20 protein-coding genes and 1 tRNA gene are annotated in these 18,521 nt (G+C 26.5%); 11 read left to right on the top strand and 10 right to left on the bottom strand.

Annotation, left to right across the window (positions count from 1 at the left end):
- Positions 1-183: 183 nt before the first annotated feature.
- Both ACYQ44_RS09420 and ACYQ44_RS09415 read left to right on the top strand, forming a co-directional pair.
- Entirely contained in the window at positions 184-306 is a 123-nt protein-coding gene (locus tag ACYQ44_RS09420; protein WP_459996852.1) for a hypothetical protein, read from the top strand.
- A gap of 113 nt (positions 307-419) precedes the next feature.
- The gene (locus ACYQ44_RS09415; RefSeq protein ID WP_459996850.1) at positions 420-1,352 is read left to right on the top strand and encodes an HNH endonuclease signature motif containing protein; all 933 of its coding nucleotides are present in this window, start codon (positions 420-422) and stop codon (positions 1,350-1,352) included.
- Positions 1,353-1,696: 344 nt separating this feature from the next.
- Here ACYQ44_RS09415 and ACYQ44_RS09410 read toward each other — a convergent pair whose 3' ends face one another.
- Positions 1,697-2,323: a deoxynucleoside kinase gene (locus ACYQ44_RS09410; RefSeq protein ID WP_459996848.1), complete on the bottom strand. Its 627-nt coding sequence runs from the start codon at positions 2,321-2,323 to the stop codon at positions 1,697-1,699.
- The gene (locus tag ACYQ44_RS09405) at positions 2,311-2,943 is read right to left on the bottom strand and encodes a deoxynucleoside kinase (RefSeq protein WP_459996846.1); all 633 of its coding nucleotides are present in this window, start codon (positions 2,941-2,943) and stop codon (positions 2,311-2,313) included. The genes ACYQ44_RS09410 and ACYQ44_RS09405 overlap by 13 nt, the downstream gene beginning before the upstream one ends.
- Before the next feature lie 128 nt (positions 2,944-3,071).
- On the opposite strand from ACYQ44_RS09405, the gene ACYQ44_RS09400 reads away from it, so the two are divergent.
- Both ACYQ44_RS09400 and ACYQ44_RS09395 read left to right on the top strand, forming a co-directional pair.
- The gene (locus tag ACYQ44_RS09400; RefSeq protein ID WP_459996844.1) at positions 3,072-4,007 is read left to right on the top strand and encodes an alpha/beta hydrolase; all 936 of its coding nucleotides are present in this window, start codon (positions 3,072-3,074) and stop codon (positions 4,005-4,007) included.
- Positions 3,982-5,019, top strand: a complete 1,038-nt coding sequence (locus ACYQ44_RS09395) for a DUF362 domain-containing protein (RefSeq protein ID WP_459996842.1) — start codon at positions 3,982-3,984, stop codon at positions 5,017-5,019. The genes ACYQ44_RS09400 and ACYQ44_RS09395 overlap by 26 nt, the downstream gene beginning before the upstream one ends.
- Positions 5,020-5,038: 19 nt before the next feature.
- On the opposite strand, the gene ACYQ44_RS09390 is transcribed toward ACYQ44_RS09395, so the two are convergent.
- The 7 genes from ACYQ44_RS09390 to ACYQ44_RS09360 all read right to left on the bottom strand — a co-directional run bounded on the left by ACYQ44_RS09390 (position 5,039) and on the right by ACYQ44_RS09360 (position 13,484).
- Positions 5,039-5,365: a hypothetical protein gene (locus ACYQ44_RS09390; protein WP_459996840.1), complete on the bottom strand. Its 327-nt coding sequence runs from the start codon at positions 5,363-5,365 to the stop codon at positions 5,039-5,041.
- 65 nt (positions 5,366-5,430) lie between these two features.
- Positions 5,431-6,540: an MFS transporter gene (locus ACYQ44_RS09385; RefSeq protein WP_459996838.1), complete on the bottom strand. Its 1,110-nt coding sequence runs from the start codon at positions 6,538-6,540 to the stop codon at positions 5,431-5,433.
- Between the two features lie 198 nt (positions 6,541-6,738).
- Positions 6,739-7,689, bottom strand: a complete 951-nt coding sequence (locus tag ACYQ44_RS09380; protein ID WP_459996836.1) for an ABC transporter permease — start codon at positions 7,687-7,689, stop codon at positions 6,739-6,741.
- Positions 7,686-8,762, bottom strand: a complete 1,077-nt coding sequence (locus ACYQ44_RS09375) for an ABC transporter permease (protein WP_459996833.1) — start codon at positions 8,760-8,762, stop codon at positions 7,686-7,688. Before ACYQ44_RS09375 ends, ACYQ44_RS09380 begins: the two co-directional genes overlap by 4 nt.
- Entirely contained in the window at positions 8,737-10,281 is a 1,545-nt protein-coding gene (locus ACYQ44_RS09370) for an ABC transporter ATP-binding protein (protein WP_459996854.1), read from the bottom strand. The genes ACYQ44_RS09375 and ACYQ44_RS09370 overlap by 26 nt, the downstream gene beginning before the upstream one ends.
- A 169-nt stretch (positions 10,282-10,450) precedes the next feature.
- Positions 10,451-11,542 (bottom strand): BMP family lipoprotein, encoded by a 1,092-nt coding sequence (locus tag ACYQ44_RS09365; RefSeq protein WP_459996831.1) that lies wholly within the window; start codon positions 11,540-11,542, stop codon positions 10,451-10,453.
- A 4-nt stretch (positions 11,543-11,546) separates the two neighbouring features.
- On the bottom strand, positions 11,547-13,484 hold the full coding sequence (locus ACYQ44_RS09360) for a hypothetical protein (protein ID WP_459996829.1): 1,938 nt from the start codon (positions 13,482-13,484) through the stop codon (positions 11,547-11,549).
- A gap of 269 nt (positions 13,485-13,753) precedes the next feature.
- Between ACYQ44_RS09360 and surE the strand changes: the two genes are divergently transcribed.
- The 5 genes from surE to ACYQ44_RS09335 are packed head-to-tail and all read left to right on the top strand — an operon-like array spanning position 13,754 to position 17,205.
- Positions 13,754-14,530, top strand: a complete 777-nt coding sequence (surE, locus tag ACYQ44_RS09355; RefSeq protein WP_459996827.1) for a 5'/3'-nucleotidase SurE — start codon at positions 13,754-13,756, stop codon at positions 14,528-14,530.
- Entirely contained in the window at positions 14,514-15,044 is a 531-nt protein-coding gene (gene def / locus ACYQ44_RS09350; protein WP_459996825.1) for a peptide deformylase, read from the top strand. Before surE ends, def begins: the two co-directional genes overlap by 17 nt.
- Complete coding sequence (fmt, locus tag ACYQ44_RS09345) at positions 15,041-15,982, top strand: methionyl-tRNA formyltransferase (protein WP_459996823.1); 942 nt, start codon at positions 15,041-15,043, stop codon at positions 15,980-15,982. Before def ends, fmt begins: the two co-directional genes overlap by 4 nt.
- A gap of 4 nt (positions 15,983-15,986) precedes the next feature.
- The gene (locus ACYQ44_RS09340) at positions 15,987-16,202 is read left to right on the top strand and encodes a heavy-metal-associated domain-containing protein (protein WP_459996822.1); all 216 of its coding nucleotides are present in this window, start codon (positions 15,987-15,989) and stop codon (positions 16,200-16,202) included.
- Between the two features lies 1 nt (position 16,203).
- Positions 16,204-17,205: a lysylphosphatidylglycerol synthase transmembrane domain-containing protein gene (locus ACYQ44_RS09335; protein ID WP_459996820.1), complete on the top strand. Its 1,002-nt coding sequence runs from the start codon at positions 16,204-16,206 to the stop codon at positions 17,203-17,205.
- A 35-nt stretch (positions 17,206-17,240) separates the two neighbouring features.
- Here the strand turns inward: ACYQ44_RS09335 and ACYQ44_RS09330 are convergent.
- A tRNA-Leu gene (locus ACYQ44_RS09330) sits at positions 17,241-17,328 on the bottom strand.
- 249 nt (positions 17,329-17,577) lie between these two features.
- Here ACYQ44_RS09330 and ACYQ44_RS09325 point away from each other — a divergent pair.
- Both ACYQ44_RS09325 and ACYQ44_RS09320 read left to right on the top strand, forming a co-directional pair.
- The gene (locus ACYQ44_RS09325) at positions 17,578-17,751 is read left to right on the top strand and encodes a hypothetical protein (protein ID WP_459996818.1); all 174 of its coding nucleotides are present in this window, start codon (positions 17,578-17,580) and stop codon (positions 17,749-17,751) included.
- Positions 17,752-17,755: 4 nt separating this feature from the next.
- Positions 17,756-18,514 (top strand): ATP-binding cassette domain-containing protein, encoded by a 759-nt coding sequence (locus ACYQ44_RS09320; protein ID WP_459996816.1) that lies wholly within the window; start codon positions 17,756-17,758, stop codon positions 18,512-18,514.
- Positions 18,515-18,521 lie beyond the last annotated feature (7 nt).

The following is an 18,521-nucleotide window of genomic DNA, read 5'->3' as shown; positions in this document are numbered from 1 at the left end:
CTCCAGTTTTTGCTGGAGTTTTTTATAAAATTATCAAAATAAAAATTTTTGAAAGGACTTTTCAAAATATAAGTTATATATTTTTTTGACATTTTAAAATAAAATGGTATAATTTAAATGTAATAAATGTTAAAATTTTATGTAAAACAGTACCTTAATGAAAATTATTAAATAAAAAGAATATTGATTCCTGTATCTTCAGCAGCAGATTTAGCAACGGTTCCAACAGAATTAGTTACAAAAATTCAAATGATGTTTTATAATGATCCAAGTGATGATGTATTTAAATCTGTAGGAGTAAATTGAGAAATAATATATTTATAGGGAATTATAAAAAATTGATATAATATTGATATAATAGAAAATATTTTAAAGAAGTAAGATTTTTTGGTAATATAATAATACTAAGGAGATAAAGTATGGAAATGAAAGACTTTTTAAATAATCTTGGATTAAAAATAGCAGAAGATTTAGAACGTATAGAAAATAGATATTTTACTTACCATCTTCCAAAAAATGAAGATGATAAATCAAAAAATGTAAAAACTATTTATTTTCACGAACCCATATTAAACAATATGCAATTTTACACACAATACCCAAAAGGAATTCGTTTTGGGTATACTATTGATATAGAAATTGATAAAGATGAAGAAGGTTTTGTTTATATAATAGATCTCGGATTTAGTATAGTACATTCTAAACGAATAGCGTTTACATTTTCAAAAAATTTTAAAGATTTAAAGTTACAATTAAAAACAAAAGAATTGATATCTTATCTGAAGAAAAAAGGGCAATATTATAGCACGATGTCTGTTAAAGAGAATAATGATCAAAAATTTATAGAAATAAATGAGGAAATTATATCAGAAATACCAAAAATTTACCCAATAAAAGATGGTAATTTTAGAGGATCATATTTTTCGATGTTTTATTCATATTATGACGATTATTATGATTTGGAAAGTATAATTACAGATCATGAAAGATTAGCAAGGGATTTACACTATTATTTTTCTTTTTTGTATAAAGCTCTATTTCCAAATGAAGACAAAAAATATAGAGGAACAGATCAATATCGATTATTAACAAATTGGTTTAAAAAAAATAATATAAAAAAACAATGTGAAATATATGGTTGTAAGGAATCTTCAAACTTAGAAATTCATCATATTAAATCTGTTAGTAATGGTGGAAAAGATGTATTAGAGAATTTAATTTGTTTATGTAAAAAGCATCATAGGGAAGTGCACAAAAATAACTCTTATATGAAAAAAGGCACATATTATGTTGGGAAAAATAAATATAAACTAAAGGATTTTACATATAATCGCTTTAATAAATTTAATTAGTTTTTTTAGAATTTATTAGTATTACATCAGTTTCTGAAGAAGTATGTTAATGTATTATCGAAGTATGAGTACGAAAAAAGTAGAAGTATAATTAGAATAGGTGTATATAGGAATATTATGGAGGCGATTTGACGAAAAAATTACCAATAGGAATACAGAATTACAAATGATGGAGAACATTATGTTTATAAACCATAAATATAGATTTTGCTCTAACTAATAAATGAATTAAAAGATTTTGAATTAATCATATTCGTTAGGCAGTTATTATATTTTAAAATTAAGAGATGAAGAATAAATTAAAGAATTATAAGGTTAGCATGTAAAATAGCCGCATATTGCGGCTATTTTACATTTTCTAATTCTAATATTTCTGAAATATCTTCAACTATTTTATCAATATATTCAGGGTTTTCAACAATATCAATAGTGTCTCCATCAATGACATATATTTTTGATTGATTATAATTTTTTATCCAATCATTATATAAATTATCTAATTGTTGCCAATATTCTATAGGAACTTGCATCTCCATATCTCTTCCTCTTTTTTTAATTCTTTTAACTATTGTATCTACGCTTGTTTTTATATATATTAATAAATCTGGTTTTTTAAGGTATTCAAGCATAGTATAAAATATCTGCCTATACGTTTGGTATTCTCTTTCACTCATTTTACCATTATTGTATAAATTTCTTGCAAAAATTTCTGCATCTTCATAAATAGATCTATCTAATATTGCATTATCATTAGATTCTATTATTTCTTTTATACTTTTAAACCTATGAAATAAAAAGAAGGTTTGTAAATGATAAGACCATTTTTTTTGATCTTTATAAAAATCAGCTAAAAAAGGATTATCATTAACAGATTCATAATAAGGTTTAAAATCTAGTTTTTCTGATAAAATTTTTGTAAATGTTGATTTTCCTGCCCCTACATTCCCCGCTAAAACTATCATTTTACCCATAATTTCCCCTCCAAATGATAAATTATGTTTTCTATTAATTCATTTAATTGTTTTTCATCAAAAACGTTAAAATTATTTCCATTTACATATATATAATTATCTATTTTAGAAAAATAATTTTTATAGCCTATATCTACCATTTCTAAATATTCTCTTGCAATAATTTTTTCCATATCTCTATTTCTTTTTTTTATTCTTTCTATGACAGTATCAACATCTGTATCGATATATATTAATACATCGGGTTTAGGTATATCTTCTGTTAATATATCAAATATTTTCAAGAACTTATCTTTCTCATATGGATTTGTAATTGTTATATCTGCAAAAATTTTGTTTTTTAACATATCGTAATCTGAAATTACCAAATTTGATTTATTATTTTTATGGTATTGTTTATATCTTGATACTAAAAAAAACATTTCTGTCTGAAATCCAACATCCTCATTTTTATATAATAAAGGCAAATATGGATTATTTTCAAATTCTTCTAATATTAATTCATCAGCATTTAGTTTATAAAACAAAGCATTTGCTAATGTTGTCTTTCCACTTCCAATATTTCCCTCGATATTAATCCTAATATTTTTTCCATTAAAATATTCCAATATTTTTTCCATACAATCCCCTCCAAAAATGGTATAATATATTATATATTAAAAATATGTATCTTATCTTTAATTTACTTTAATTTTTCTATATGTTGTAGTTATTTATATCACAAATACTATAGATTGTGAGGTGTAACATGATATTTGCAAAAAATTATAATAATAATCCTAAAATATTAAAGAAAAGCAATGAAGTAATAATTTTAAAGTCAAATTATCCTTGTAAATATGAGGAATCTTCTAAAATTCCTATTTATACTTATAATGCTAATTCTGATAAAACCGTTCTATTTATTCATGGCTTAGGGACAAGAAATTTAAAATATTTAAAATGGTTTCCTGAACATTTTGCTAAGAATGGATATAATAGCGCATTGATGATATTACCATATCATTTTGATAGAACACCTGAAGGATATAAAAGCGGGGAAATGTTTTTATCTACGACAAATAACTATGTTTTAAGATCAAGATTTGAACATTCTGTTGTTGACATTCTTACTACTTTAAATTTCTTAAAAGAATATTTTAATGATGATTTATATTTAATGGGTTTTAGTTTCGGAGGCATGGTTTCAACTATAGCAGCTTCTTTAAGGAAAGATATAAAAGGATTATCTTTAGCAGTTACAGGAGGCAATTTTTATCATATTACATGGAAGAGTTTTGTAACTGGTGTATTGAGGGTTCAATATGAAGAAAATAAAGAATGTAATCCCGAAAAATGTAAAATATATCATCAATATGATTATCCTATGTATTTAAAAAATTTGAAAAAACCTGATATTGAGATAGATAAGGCACCCATTGCTTGTTTTGAGTATGATCCTTTAACTTTTGCTAAATTTATAAAAACCCCTACTGTAATGTTTAAAGCATTATTTGATATTTTTATTCCTAAAAATTCAACATTGGATTTATATAATGCAATTAATTCTAGGAAAAAATTATATTCTATTCCAAGTGGGCATTTAACTTCTTATGTTTATAGAAGATTTATTTTAAGAAAAACTTTAAAGTTTTTTGAAAAAGAATTGGGGGGATTAAATGAAAGTATATTTGAAAAAATGTGATGATTATGATAATGTAGAAGATGTATTAATTCCTATTTTAGAAAATTATAAAGGTAGATTTAGTAAAGGAGATAAAGTTTTGGTTAAACCAAATTTGTTGTCTCCAAAATCTATTGATTCAGGAATAACAACTCATCCAAAAATAGTAGAGGCTGTAGTTAAATTTTTATTAGATTTAGGTACAAATCCATTTCTTGGAGATAGTCCTGCTACAGGAACAGCATTAGAAGCAGTTAAGGCAAATGGTATATATGATATATGTAAAAAGTATAATATACCCATTGTTGAATTAGATGAACCTATTAACGTACATGGTGAAAATTTTAAAGATATAAAAATTTCCAAAAAAGTTTTAGATGCTGATAAAATAATTAATATAGCTAAACTAAAAACACATGTTCAAATGATTATGACTTTAGCAGTTAAAAACACTTTTGGTTGTGTTGTTGGAAAGGAAAAATCAGCATGGCATTTTAGAGCAAAAACAAATACAAATTTCGCAAATGTTTTGATTGATATACACAATATAGTTAATCCAACTTTAAATATTGTAGATGGTATATTAGGAATGGAGGGAAATGGCCCAGCAAATGGTACTCAAAAATATTTTAACGTTTTAGGTGTTTCTGAAAATGCTTATGCTCTTGATCATGCTATAATAAAATCTTTAAATGTAAAAGAAAAATATGTGTATGTTATAAAAGAAGCTATGAAAAAGGGGTTAATCCCTCAATATGAATTAGATAGTAACTGGAAAGGCGGAAAAATAAAATTGCCTTTAACAGCGCCTATTTTTGAAACAGTTACAAATATGGTCAGAATATTTGAAAGAGTTCCTAAAATAAATAAAAACAAATGTATTGCATGTAAAATTTGTGAGAATAGATGCCCAGCTGAAGCTATAAATATCGATAATGACAAATATATAGATTATTCTAAATGTATAAGATGTTATGTTTGCCATGAAGTATGCCCTCAGGATGCTATAAAGTTAATTAGACGTATTATATAAATAGTGAGCCTCAAGCTCACTATTTTTCTCTTTTATTTAATATTTTTAATCTATCCGGATTTAAATAATTTAAACAACAACCACTTCCAAACATTTTAACTTTTAAATTTATACTTTTTTCATATTCTATAATTTCATTATATTTGCTACATTTATTATCTTCTGTTAAATATTCACATTGATTTTTTTCTTCATTCCATGTTCCATAATAGCAAGGAGTATGTTTACAACAATATCCGCATTGAACACATTCAGGACATTGTTGTTCATTATTATTCATTTTTTCAAATAATTTATCAAAATCATCCATTTCTTCAAAATTATCAAAATCATCATTAAAAAACATAATAACCTCCTAATTTTATATAAATAAATTATAATAAAAATAAATTCCATTTTTATTACATAAAATTAAATACTTTTTCTTTTATATATTATAGGATATATTATACCAAGGATAATTGAAAATATGCTTATACTAAAAAGCACAAAACTTACATTGTTTCCAAAAATTGCAGAATATCCACTCGATATAAAATTCCCAATTGCCCATGCAAATCCCATAGAAACCGAAGAAGCAAAACTTTTATTTTTTGGCATTAAGAACTGTGCTTCAACTAAATTGGCTGACATTGTTAAAAAACCAAAAGCATCAAATAATGAAAAAGAAATAATTCTTAATATTTCTGAATCTATAGCAACTAAAAAAATCCCAAAGATCCCCATTCCAAAAAAACCGATAAAATTAATAAATTTTATTCCAATTTTGTCTCTCAAATGTGTCCCATAATAATTTGTAAACATTCCAATTATCATTCCAATAGTTAAAGTAGCTCCTCCTATTATTAGATTAGAACCTTTTTGATTTAAATAAATTGGAACAAATGTATGAAAAGCATTCATAATAAATCCTCTTAAAGCTACCATTAAAAATACAGGTAATAAAACTATTACTTCTTTAAAAGCTGGGATTTTCTTTTCAGAAATTTCAATTTTTTCATATGTCCACAATTTTTTATAAAAGAAAATTAGCAATAAACTACTGATAATACCAACAATATATAGTTTTTCTATCCCAAAAAATTTTACATAAGTTGTAATAAATATAGGACCTAATGCTGCTCCAAAAGTGCCAAAAACAGAAAACCAGGCAATATGTGTTCCTTTATTTAGCCTACCTGCAAAACTAGCACCAACGGGATGAAAAGCAGAATTGAAAAGTCTGATAAAAAATATTAAAGTTAATAATACATAGAAACTATTAACAAAACCTATTAATGAAATTAAAAATATTTCTAAAAATAACAGAATAATAACATACACACCATCTCTTTTTTTTCTATCAAAATATAATCCAAAAAAAATTTGAAGCAAAGAAGAAAAAGCTCCTATTAAAGTAATGAAGGTAGTAAAAGTTCTACTATCAATATTAAATCTTTCAATAAAGTAAGGACCTAATGGTTTAAAAAATGCATTAAAAAAGTCCGCAAAAAAATGAGCTAAAGAAATGGTTAATGTCATAAAATTCCTCCTTATTGTTAGTATTACTAACCAATTATATCAAAAAAAAGAATAATTATCCAGTAATAATTATTCTTTTTGTTTTCATAATTTTAACTTTTTCTTGTCATTTTGATAATATTAAAAATATTATTTTATGTATTGATTAATAAATCATATAATTATAAATAAAAGCCCGGAATGTTCCGGGCTTAATCATTATTCTTTTTCGTAAGGAATACCATCTGCTGCTGGTGGTCTTGTTTTTCCAACAAATCCACTAACAACAATTATTGTAATTACAAAAGGTAATAAGTTAAGTAACGCTTTCATCTCTGCTGGTATATCAAGTATGGATTGTAATTGAATATTCAAGGCATCTGATGCTCCAAATAATATTGCTGCCCACATAGCACCTACAGGATTCCAATTACCAAGAATCATAGCTGCCAAAGCAATAAAACCTTTACCACTTGGCATGTTCTCCTGAAATTGTCCTAATTCTCCAATACTTAAATATGCACCTGCAAATGCTGCCAAAACGCCACTCATTAATACACCAAAATACCTAATTTTAAAAACATTAACACCCAATGTGTCTGCTGATTTAGGATTTTCACCGACAGCTCTCATTCTCAATCCTAATGGTGTTTTGTATATTAAAAACCAACTTAAGGCAACTGCTATAAATGCTAAATAAACAAAAATACTTAATTCATCAAATATTTGACCAAAAAATGGCACATCTTTTATAAAAGATAATTTTATCTTTGGAATTTTTGCAACAAAGTCTGTTTGACCAGAATGCCCAAAAATTGGTTCCATTAAAAACGCGGATAATCCTGATGCAATTAAAATTAAAGCAGTAGCACTAACAATTTGATCTGCGCTCCATCTAATTGAAACATATGCATGTAACCATGCTAACATTACACCAGATACAATAGCTCCAATTAAACCTAACCATGGATTACCTGTATAGAAAGTGAATACAACTGCTGTAAATGCACCTATCTTCATTATACCTTCTAAAGCAATATTAGTAACACCAGTTATTTCACTATATACTCCACCTAATGCTGCAAAAATCAAAGGAGTTGCACTTATTAACATTAGTTTATAAAAAATAGGTGTGGAAAAACTATATATTACAGCTTGGAATACATTCATTTAGATTCACCACCTTTAGGAGATGAGAATTTCATTATTAAAGTTCTTACAATTCTATCTGCAGCAACCAAGAAAATGATTATACCTTGAATTATTGTAACTATATCATCAGGAACTTTGGCAAACTGCATTGCATTAGATCCTGTTCTTAATGATGAAATTAAAAATGCTGCAAAAATAATCCCTATAGGATTGTTTTGACCTATCAAAGCAATTGAGATACCATCAAAACCTTTACCACCACTAAAGTCTGCAAAAATTCTGTGTTGAATAGCCATAACTTCCATAGATCCAGCTAATCCTGCTAATGCTCCACTAATAGCCATTGTCAAAACTATATTTTTGCTTAAAGATATAGCTCCAGCTTCAGCAGCATAAGGATTAAATCCTACAGCTTTAACTTCATATCCAGTAGTTGTTTTTTCTAATAATATATAAACAAAGATTGCTGCAATTACAGAAACAATTATACCTGATGGTAATGCTGTAGCCTGAACAGTCATTAAAGGAGGCAATTGTGCACTTTGTGCAATTTCTGGTGATTTAGGTACCCCTTGACCAACAGCTAAAGGTCCTACAACAAAATAGTTTGTTAAATAAACTGCTATCCAGTTAAGCATGATTGTTGTAATAACTTCATGAGCTCCTGTTGTTGCTTTTAAATAACCTGCAATTGACGCCCATAATGCTCCACCTAAAATACCTGCAAGCATTGTAATAGGTATAGCAATTACAGGAGAAACATTACCTAAGTTGATACCTACATATGTGGCAAAGATAGCCCCCATCATCAATTGTCCTTCAGCACCAATATTAAAAATACCTGCCCTAAAACCAAATCCTACAGCTAAACCTGTTAAAACAAGAGACATCATTTTAGAAATATTCGCAGCCCATGCTGCTTTACCTCCAAATGCCCCTTGAAGCATTACCCAATATGCATTTAAAGGATTTTTCCCTATCAATAATATAACTATAGCTGCAACAAATAATGCTATTATAACAGAAGTTACTGGAACTAAAATGCTCATTGTATTTTTTGAGAGTTTATTTTTCAATTGAATCCCCTCCATGTGCGAGCTTTTCTTCAAGTTTTATATCTTCTATTTTATGTCCTGCCATCATTAAACCTAGTTCTTCAATTGTTATTTCATCTGGTCTAACCTCACCCATTATTTCTCCTTCATACATTACTATAATTCTATCTGAGAGAGATAAAACTTCTTCAAGTTCCATAGAAACTAATAATACCGCAACATCTCTATCCCTAAGATTTAAAATTTCTTTATGAACATACTCTATAGCTCCCACGTCAAGACCTCTTGTTGGTTGAGCAATAACTATAAACTCAGGATTAAAACTAACTTCTCGAGCAATAACAACTTTTTGTTGATTCCCACCTGATAAATTACCTGTTGGAATTGTTCCATCTGGAGGTCTAACATCAAATCTTTTAATTAAAATATCAGCATTTTTGTTTATTACTTTATGGTTTAAAAAACCGTTTTTAGCAAATGGTTCTTTATAATGCTTTCCTAAAATCAAATTATAATAATTTGGAAATTCCTTTACCATTGCATATTTATATCTATCTTCTGGTATATGACCAATATTTTTCTCTCTTAATTCTCTTACTGTTTTTCTTGAAACATCTTCACCTTTATATAAATATTTTCCTTTTTCAATTTTTCTTAATCCTGTTAATGCCTCAACTAATTCTGTCTGACCATTACCAGCAACACCAGCAACACCTAAAACCTCACCTTTTCTTATTTTAAAACTAACTCCTCTTACAGCATCAAGACTTCTGTTGTCTTTTACCCATAAGTTTTCAACTTCAACAGCAACATCGCCAGGTTTTTTTTCTTCTTTCTCTATTCTTAAAACAACTTCTCTTCCAACCATCATATTAGCAAGTTCTCTTGCATTAGTATTTTTAGCAGCAACATTACCTGTTACCTTTCCTAATCTCATAACGGTAATATTATCACTAATTTCCATAACCTCATGTAATTTGTGTGAAATGAATATAATCGTTTTTCCATCTTTTTTTAACTTTCTAATAATCCCAAATAATTCTTCTGTTTCTTGAGGAGTTAAAACTGCAGTAGGTTCGTCTAAAATAAGAATTTCTGCTCCCCTATATATAGTTTTTAAAATTTCAACTCTTTGTTGCATACCAACAGGAATATCCTCTATTTTTGCATCAACATCAACAAATAAACCATATTTTTCTGATAGCTCTTTTACTTCTTTTCTTGCTCTATTTAAATCGAAAAGCATACCATTTTTAGGTTCAGAACCTAAAACTATATTTTCTGCAACCGTTAAAGTATCTACTAACATAAAATGTTGGTGAACCATACCTATACCAGCTTTTATAGCATCACCCGGACCATTAAATACTTTTTTTTCACCAAAGATGTAAATATTTCCTGAAGTTGGTGTGTATAAACCATACAATTGATTCATTAATGTTGATTTACCTGCACCATTTTCACCTATTATTGAGTGAACTTCTCCTTTTTTTACAAGGAAATTGACATGATCATTTGCTAAAACTTTTGGGAATTGCTTTACTATATCTTCCATTATTACTGCATATTCCTTTTTATCTATAGAAGAATAATCTATACTCAATTTTTACACCTCCTACTATTAATAGCTTATGAATATTGAAAACTTCAATATTCATAAACTATTAACAAAGCAAATTTATAAATAAGGCGGGATACCCCGCCCCTATTCAAAATAAATTTAATTAAAATGGAAATTCAATATCTGCTGAGAAATTATTTAAATCATTTTCATTATCTGGAACAATTAATAAACCTGTTTTGATTGCATAATTTAAATATTCAATTTCAGCTAAAATTCTTGCAGGTACTAATCCTTTTGTATATTTCATTGGTGATAAACTTACCCCTTCTTCTTGAGCACCTAATACTTCTAAACCACCTTTAAATCTATTTCTGTATGCATCTCTTACACCATAATATGATGCATTATCAACTCTTTTTAAAGCACTTGCTAATACATAGCCTGGAGCCATATAATCTTGATCTGAATCAACACCAATAGCAAAGAATCCTTCACCTTTTTCGTAATATGCATCTATAACTTTTGCTAAATCAGCATTTGCATCGATTCCATATAATTTTAATGACTCTTCTTTTGCTGCATCAATAACACCATTACCACATGCACCTGCTGCTGCGAAGATAATATCTGCACCTTCAGCATATTGTGATAAAGCCATTGATTTACCTTTTGCTGCATCTGTGAATGATTCTGTATAACCAACTACTATTTCAACATTTTCTCCATAAATAGCGTTATATGTTTTAACACCTGCAACATAACCATATCTAAATCTTTCAACTGGTGGTATAGCAATTCCACCAATAAAACCAACTTTCCCAGTTTTTGTCATAGCTGCTGCTAAGTAACCTACAAAGAATGCTGATTCTTGTTCTTTAAATAAATATAATTGAACATTTTTAGGAACATTTCCACCTTCTGGAGGTGCAATATCAATACCAATAAATTTTGTTGAAGGATATTGAGGAGCAACGTCAAATAATGCATTACTCATCATAAATCCAACAGCAATTACTACATCTGCTTCTTTTGCAGCATTTGATAAATTATCAACATAATCACTTTGTTCTTTTGATTGAATAACTTGAGCATCAATACCATATTTGTCTCTAGCTCTTAAAACACCATTCCATGCTCCATCATTAAATGATTTGTCTCCTAAACCCCCTACGTCTGTTACCATAATAACCTTGAAAGCAAAAGAAGAAACAACTAATGCCATCAATAAAACTAAAAGTACAGCTTTCTTCATAACCTTACCTCCCTTTATAGAATTTGATTATTTGTAATCCGCTCAAAGCGGTAAATAGTAACATTAACATTCCGAATAATATATTAATATTAAAGTTTTGGGCTACCAAAATAGGATATTTAAACTCAGATAATATTTTAATTGATTGCGGTTTTATAAAAGATAATATTGATGCTATTGTCATTATTGTCAAACCTGTTATCTTAAAGAGAGGTTTTTCATTTAAATAGTAATATAAAAATCCTAATACTAATAATAATAACAATTTAGTTCCCCAATCAGTAATTGTGGGTTTTATATTAACAGAAGAACTAACATTATTGGAAAATGGAATCATTAAATTTTCTTTATAATTCTTTAACACATCTGATTTTATTAATTTTCTATCTAAAGTATTTTTAAACAAATTTTTAAAATTTTCATCTGAATATTTTAAAATATTTTCAACATGAATATTATAATCATTTAGTCCTTTTGATATGTTCTTCATTCTTTTGTCAGATTCTTTTTTAAATTCTTCTAAAATTTCTTTAAAATCATTTACTACTTTATTATAATTATCATAATTACCGATATATAAACCATCTTTCAATAAGTCTATAGAAGCTTTACCATCTTCATAATTTAAGTAATCTAAAATTCCATTTTTACCTGAATCTTTCAGAAATTTCCTTAAAGATGTAGAATAGATATTTCTAATATCAGAATATTCTGCTGATAATTGAGAACCTATATAAGCAATATCTTTATTTACAAAAGTATGAGGATAAACTAAAACATCATTTAATAATGTCTTTTGCATAATAGATTTATGGAATGTTGGGTTATTTTCCATTTTTAAATCTTCAACATTTTCAAATGCTGTAATGTTTATCAAAAGTATGAATACAATTATTAAAGAAAGGTTTATAATTCTTTTTAACCAATTCATATTTCTTCCAAAAGATTGGAAAAATAAGGTTATTAATATTAAAGCAAAAGTTAACATTAAGAATGAACCATATACAAAAGAAGTGGTCATATCTTTTGCAAAATCAAAATATTTTAATATATATATGAATTCACTAATTACAATACCCAAAAATAACCATTGATATAATTTTTTATTTTTTAAGAAAAATACTAAAACAAGCAATAAAGAGTAAACTACAAACCTTATCCAACCTTCATTTTTCTTTACCTTAGCGTTATTTAAAAAAATATTTATTATTTCTAACGTATCTTTTTTTATAGTTGAAGGAACAAAGGATAAAACCTTTGCGGCTAAATCATCTATTTCTATTTCTAAATCTTCACCCGTAATTTTCATTTTAGATATTTCATCAATTCCCTCATCTAACTCATTTTTTTTCTCAGAGATTATGTTATCAAAGAACGGATCTGGATCACCTTCATAAATATAGTATTCTGGAGCCTCAAGTTTAGCTTTACGGTTTTTCATTTTAACAATTTTTAAACTTTTATTTGGAGAATCTTTTACCAATCCCAAAGAATAAGCAATAGTATTTTTTATATATAGATATCCAGTATCTTGTAAATAAGTAGAATATTCTTCTAAAGCTAGATAAAAAGCAGGCAAGGATCTGATTGTCTCTTCTTTCAAATTTTTTCCAGCTATATCACTTTGAACATAGGCAAGAAATCCAGCAAAAGCTATTTCCTCTTCTAAAGATTTAAAGGTGTGCTCTTCTACAATAGAAGAAAGATGTTTTGAAATATATGAAGGCCTATCTGTATATTCTGCACTTCCTACCATTTGAGTTTTGTAAAATTTATACAAACCCATATTTTTGAGTTCATCAAAAAACCAATTTAGGTCATTTGAATTATTGTTATATTTTTCAATATAATTTACATATTCATCTTTTATCTCAGTCATATTTAGAGAAAATACACTCAATGCAATAACAGAAAATATAATCAATAAAACTCTCTTTTTCACAAAAGCACCTCCTAAGAATTTTTCAATTGTTATAATTATTATATCACAATTTGCGAATTTTTGCATGAGGATATTATCATATTTTTTTTTAATTTTCAAGACAGTAAATTAACAATTTTTGTTAAATATCTTGATTTAATTTGCTCACGTTATATTTCTTCAAAGTTTAAAGCAATTAATCCTATTTTTTTAAAGATTAGATGGTATAATAGGGTTAAATCAATAAATTTACTTTAATTTTTTTCAAATTGTAAAATTGAGGTGATATTATGAATATTCTTGTTACAAATGATGATGGAATCATGGCACCTGGGATTTATTTTTTAAAAAAAGAATTAGAAAAAAAACATAATGTTTATATCGTTGCCCCTGATGTAGAAAGAAGTGCAACCGGGCATGCTATAACAATCAGAAATCCTTTATGGGCAAAAAAAATATTTTTAAATAATGCATTTTTAGGATATGCTGTTAACGGAACTCCTGCAGATTGCGTTAAATTAGGGTTAGAAGCTATATATAAAGAAATTAATTTTGATATGATTATTAGCGGAATAAATAAAGGTCCAAATCTAGGAACAGATTTATTATATTCAGGGACTGTTTCAGGAGCTTTAGAAGGGTCATTAAATGGATTCCCTTCAATAGCTATATCTTCAGCGGATTATCAGAATCCGAATTACGAGACAGCAGCAAAATTTCTCTTAAATTTTTTAGTTTTTTTTAATCCAAAGGATATGCCAGAATTTAGTGCATTAAATATTAATGTTCCTAGTGTAGATTATTCTGAATTAAAAGGTTTTAAAATTACTCGACAAAGCAAAAGAAGATATAAAGATTATTTTGAGCCACGAAAGGACCCTTATGGAAACACATATTACTGGATGTTAGGAGAAATAATCGAAGATGATAATGAGGAAGATTCTGATTATTATGTATTAAAAGAAAATTATGTTTCTATTACACCTATAAAATCTTTTTTAACGGATTTTGAATATATGAAAAAATTAAAGAATTTAGAGGAGGTTAATAATGAATCTAAAAGTTAGAATAATTGGTGACCCTGTTCTAAGAAAAAAAGCGTCAAAGGTTGAAAATTTAACCGATGATTTTAAAAATTTATTAAATATTATGACAAATGTTATGTATAAAGAAGATGGTGTTGGACTAGCCGCACCACAAGTAGGTATAAGTAAAAGATTTTTCTTAATGGATGATGGGAAAAATTTGAGAATAGTTATCAATCCTGAAATAACTGAATTTATAGGTGAAGACGTTGTTTTTGAAGAAGGTTGTTTAAGTATTCCAGGAATATTTTTAAATGTAAAAAGACCGGAAGGTATTAGAGTTAAATATATGGATGTAGATGGAAATATAATTGAGGAAGAATTACACGAATATACTGCTAGAATTTTTCAACATGAGTATGATCATTTAGAAGGTATTTTATTTATAGATAAAGTTAGTACCGCTTCAAAAGCTAAGGTTAAAGGGAAAATTAAAGAATTAATGAAAGAAGGCAGAAAAATAGCCAAAGAAATGGGGGAATTAGAAATAAAATGAAAATAGTATTCATGGGAACTCCCGATTTCGCTGCTATTCACTTAAAAAAATTAATAAAAAATAATTTTAATGTAATAGGAGTTTTTTCTCAACCTGATAAACCTAAGGGAAGAGGAAAGAAAGTTATTCCAACACCTGTTAAAATAATAGCCCAAGAATATAATTTACCTGTTTTTCAACCTAAAAGTATAAATTTAAAATCGGGCTTTGAATCACTAAAAAATTTAAATCCTGATATAATAATTACTGTAGCATATGGCAAAATACTAAAAGAAAAAGTAATAAATCTTCCTAAATATGGTTGTTGGAATGTTCATGCTTCGCTGTTACCAAAATATCGTGGTGCCGCTCCAATTCAAAGAGCAATAGAAAACGGTGAGACAAAAACTGGTATATCTATTTTTAAAATCGTAGAGGAGTTAGATGCAGGACCAATTGCTTATATAAAAGAAACTCCAATTTATTTAGAGGATAATTTTGAAACTTTATATAATAGATTAGCATCACTTGGGAGTGATGTTTTGATAGAATTTCTCCGAAATTTTAATACATTTACAAAAAATCTGATTTATCAAAACGATAAGGAAGCGACTTATGCTAATAAAATCACAATAGAAGATACATATATTAATTGGCATGAAACTAATGAAAAAGTTTTTAATAAAATTAGAGCATATGACCCAATTCCAGGAGCTAAATCAGAATTTAACGGGCAAATAATTAAATTATTTGATGTATCACTTAATAATCTACAAAATGACATTCCAGGAAAAATTTTAAAAATTGATAAAAATGGTGCTATAATATCGACTGGACATGGAACTATTAGAGTAAAAAAAATACAATTCCCTGGTAAAAAAGTTATGAATTTTTTTGATGCTTTTAATGGCAGAAAAATAAACATTGGAGATATTTTAAAAAACATAAAAAAGGGGTGATCATATGGCAGAAACATTTAATATGTACATGATAAAAGGGTATAAAAATGAAAAAGATGCAGAAATCATAGAGGAAATTTTAAAACATATCGATGGTATTATTAAATTTAATATTGAAAAAACATTTGGTACCGTAGAACTTACTTATGATGATGAAAAGGTCTCAAGAGAAGAAATTAGTAATAAATTAAAAACAAAAGGATTTGAATTGAAATATTAAAATGAGAAAAGATAAAAAGCGCTTATATAAAAAGTATTTATATGGATTTTTATTTTCTTTAATAGCAACAATAGTCATATTTATAGTTATTTCTGGAATTATCGGATTTTCAAATAGCATCCAATCTTTTTTTGGATTTAATTATTTATTTTTAATATTAGGGTTTATTTTTGTTACTCTAAAATGGTTTGTAGAAAGTTATATTATAAAAATTTTTATTAACAATTTATCTTTAAAACATGCTTTAAATTTTACTCTTATTGGTCAATTTTATAGTTATCTAACTCCTTTTTATACTGGAGGGCAACCGTTTCAGATTATTTATATTTCAAAATATGGTGTAGACGCTGGAGAAGCTACAGCAATTATTCTATTCAAAACTCTTATATTTCAAATCAATTTAGCATTTTTGGGATTAATTGGAACAATATATTCACTATCTCATTTTTCAAAAATAGTTACTTTAGGAATCATTTTAGGAACTTCATTAAATTCAGTTGTTATTTCACTGATTCTTTTTTATGTTATTAATCAAAAAGCAGCTATAAAAACTACATTATTTTTTGTTAATTTTCTAAAAAAAATTGGAATACTAAAAAACCCTGAAAAGTATACTGAAGAGATAATATCTAAAGTAAAAAAATTTATTGAAATATTTAAAACTCAAGCAACTAATATTGGAAGAATTATTATATTATTTCTTTTGAGCTTTTTACAAATATTTTTTTCTATTATCCCTTTACCTATAATTTTAAAAGGTTTTAATGTAGAAATATCTAAAAATATTATTTTTAGAACTCTAATAACCCAAATATCTTCAACAGTAATACCAACTCCTGGAACATCTGGTGGAGCAGAAGGTATATTTTATTTGATGTTTTCAAATATTATAAATTCTGATAAAATTAGTGCTACAATAGTTTTGTGGAGATTTACAGTTTATTATTATGTTTTATTGGTTGGAGGTATTGTTGTATTCTTTAATCATTTAAAAAAAAATTAGGAGTCTTTTTAGACTCCTAATTTTTTTAGATATAATGGTGCCGAGGGCGGGACTTGAACCCGCACGGGATAAATTCCCACATGGCCCTCAACCATGCGTGTCTGCCGATTCCACCACCTCGGCAAGCCGTTGATATTATACACTAACTTTTATATTTTGTCAACTAATAAAACTTATAAAATTAGTCTTCTAATATCGTAATACTCAAATATAATTGATTTATTGGTAATATTATTAACAAGATATTAATAAAACACATTTCAAATTTTGAATAATAATAAAAAATTTACATTTTATGTTAGAAATATATATATTTCTTCAAAATAAAATATATATTTATGTATTATTATGTTATTAGCAGGAGGTGTTTTGATGGAATACAAGAATGATAAAATAAATATCATGTCTCAATATGATTTTTTAAAAAAACTCAAAGAAATTAATAATGAAGAAGAATTAAAATTTTTTACAAAAAAAAGATTCTATAATTCCATTCAAAACGTTAATGAAAAAAGCAATGATAATGAAATGAAAGATAAAAGGTGAAATCATGTTTTATTATGACGATGATTCTCCTATCATTGAAATAAAAGATTTTTCTTTATTTATGGATAATAAAGAAATTTTAAAATCAATAAATTTAAAATTATATAATAATGATTCAGTGTTAATTTACGGCGAAAGAAATTCGGGTAAATCATCACTACTCAGATCTTTTGTTCATTTAAATGAAGAACTATTCAGTAATGTATATGGAAAAGGTGAAATTAATTTTAAAAATTTAGACGTTAGAGAACAAGAAAAAAAATATTTGAGAAGTAATATTACTTACACTGAACCACAATATTTACAAAATTTAAATTTTATATCATTAAAAGAACTTTTGAAGATCTCTTTAGGTATCACTCCTCAAACTTTAACTTCTGAACATATAACTTTACTTAAAAAATTGGATTTAATGAATAAATTTGCTGATTTAACTACTTTAAAATATTATAATGATTTAACTAATTGGTCAAGTGCAGATAAATTATCTTTACTAATTTTTATTTCTTTAGCCCAAAACCCTAATGTTTTTATGTTTGACTCAATTTTAGATCATATAGATGATATGTTATTAAAAAAAGTAAAAGATGTATTAATGGACATAAAACAAAATAGAATTCTCATATTTGCTACAAGAAATTTATTCAGATATTTGGATATATGTAATAGAATTATTATTTTAGAAAAAGGAAGAGTTATATTAGATTCAACACCAAAAGAATTTATTATTAATTTTAAACAGAATAATTTTATAAATTTGTAACGAAGCG

The sequence above is a fragment of the Marinitoga arctica genome, from assembly GCF_054657315.1.
Note: the sequence above shows the minus strand (reverse complement) of the source record. Positions and strands in the feature narration are given on the sequence as shown.

Excerpts from the sequence above, each read along its gene's own strand:
- ACYQ44_RS09395 (WP_459996842.1), top strand. The coding sequence starts at position 3,982 with ATGAAAGTATATTTGAAAAAATGTGATGATTATGATAATGTAGAAGAT.
- ACYQ44_RS09340 (WP_459996822.1), top strand. The coding sequence starts at position 15,987 with ATGGCAGAAACATTTAATATGTACATGATAAAAGGGTATAAAAATGAA.
- ACYQ44_RS09365 (WP_459996831.1), bottom strand. The coding sequence starts at position 11,542 with ATGAAGAAAGCTGTACTTTTAGTTTTATTGATGGCATTAGTTGTTTCT.
- ACYQ44_RS09320 (WP_459996816.1), top strand. The coding sequence starts at position 17,756 with ATGTTTTATTATGACGATGATTCTCCTATCATTGAAATAAAAGATTTT.
- ACYQ44_RS09410 (WP_459996848.1), bottom strand. The coding sequence starts at position 2,323 with ATGGGTAAAATGATAGTTTTAGCGGGGAATGTAGGGGCAGGAAAATCA.
- ACYQ44_RS09335 (WP_459996820.1), top strand. The coding sequence starts at position 16,204 with ATGAGAAAAGATAAAAAGCGCTTATATAAAAAGTATTTATATGGATTT.
- ACYQ44_RS09385 (WP_459996838.1), bottom strand. The coding sequence starts at position 6,540 with ATGACATTAACCATTTCTTTAGCTCATTTTTTTGCGGACTTTTTTAAT.
- fmt (WP_459996823.1), top strand. The coding sequence starts at position 15,041 with ATGAAAATAGTATTCATGGGAACTCCCGATTTCGCTGCTATTCACTTA.
- ACYQ44_RS09390 (WP_459996840.1), bottom strand. The coding sequence starts at position 5,365 with ATGTTTTTTAATGATGATTTTGATAATTTTGAAGAAATGGATGATTTT.
- surE (WP_459996827.1), top strand. The coding sequence starts at position 13,754 with ATGAATATTCTTGTTACAAATGATGATGGAATCATGGCACCTGGGATT.
- def (WP_459996825.1), top strand. The coding sequence starts at position 14,514 with ATGAATCTAAAAGTTAGAATAATTGGTGACCCTGTTCTAAGAAAAAAA.
- ACYQ44_RS09400 (WP_459996844.1), top strand. The coding sequence starts at position 3,072 with ATGATATTTGCAAAAAATTATAATAATAATCCTAAAATATTAAAGAAA.
- ACYQ44_RS09370 (WP_459996854.1), bottom strand. The coding sequence starts at position 10,281 with ATGGAAGATATAGTAAAGCAATTCCCAAAAGTTTTAGCAAATGATCAT.
- ACYQ44_RS09405 (WP_459996846.1), bottom strand. The coding sequence starts at position 2,943 with ATGGAAAAAATATTGGAATATTTTAATGGAAAAAATATTAGGATTAAT.
- ACYQ44_RS09375 (WP_459996833.1), bottom strand. The coding sequence starts at position 8,762 with ATGGAGGGGATTCAATTGAAAAATAAACTCTCAAAAAATACAATGAGC.
- ACYQ44_RS09380 (WP_459996836.1), bottom strand. The coding sequence starts at position 7,689 with ATGAATGTATTCCAAGCTGTAATATATAGTTTTTCCACACCTATTTTT.
- ACYQ44_RS09325 (WP_459996818.1), top strand. The coding sequence starts at position 17,578 with ATGGAATACAAGAATGATAAAATAAATATCATGTCTCAATATGATTTT.
- ACYQ44_RS09415 (WP_459996850.1), top strand. The coding sequence starts at position 420 with ATGGAAATGAAAGACTTTTTAAATAATCTTGGATTAAAAATAGCAGAA.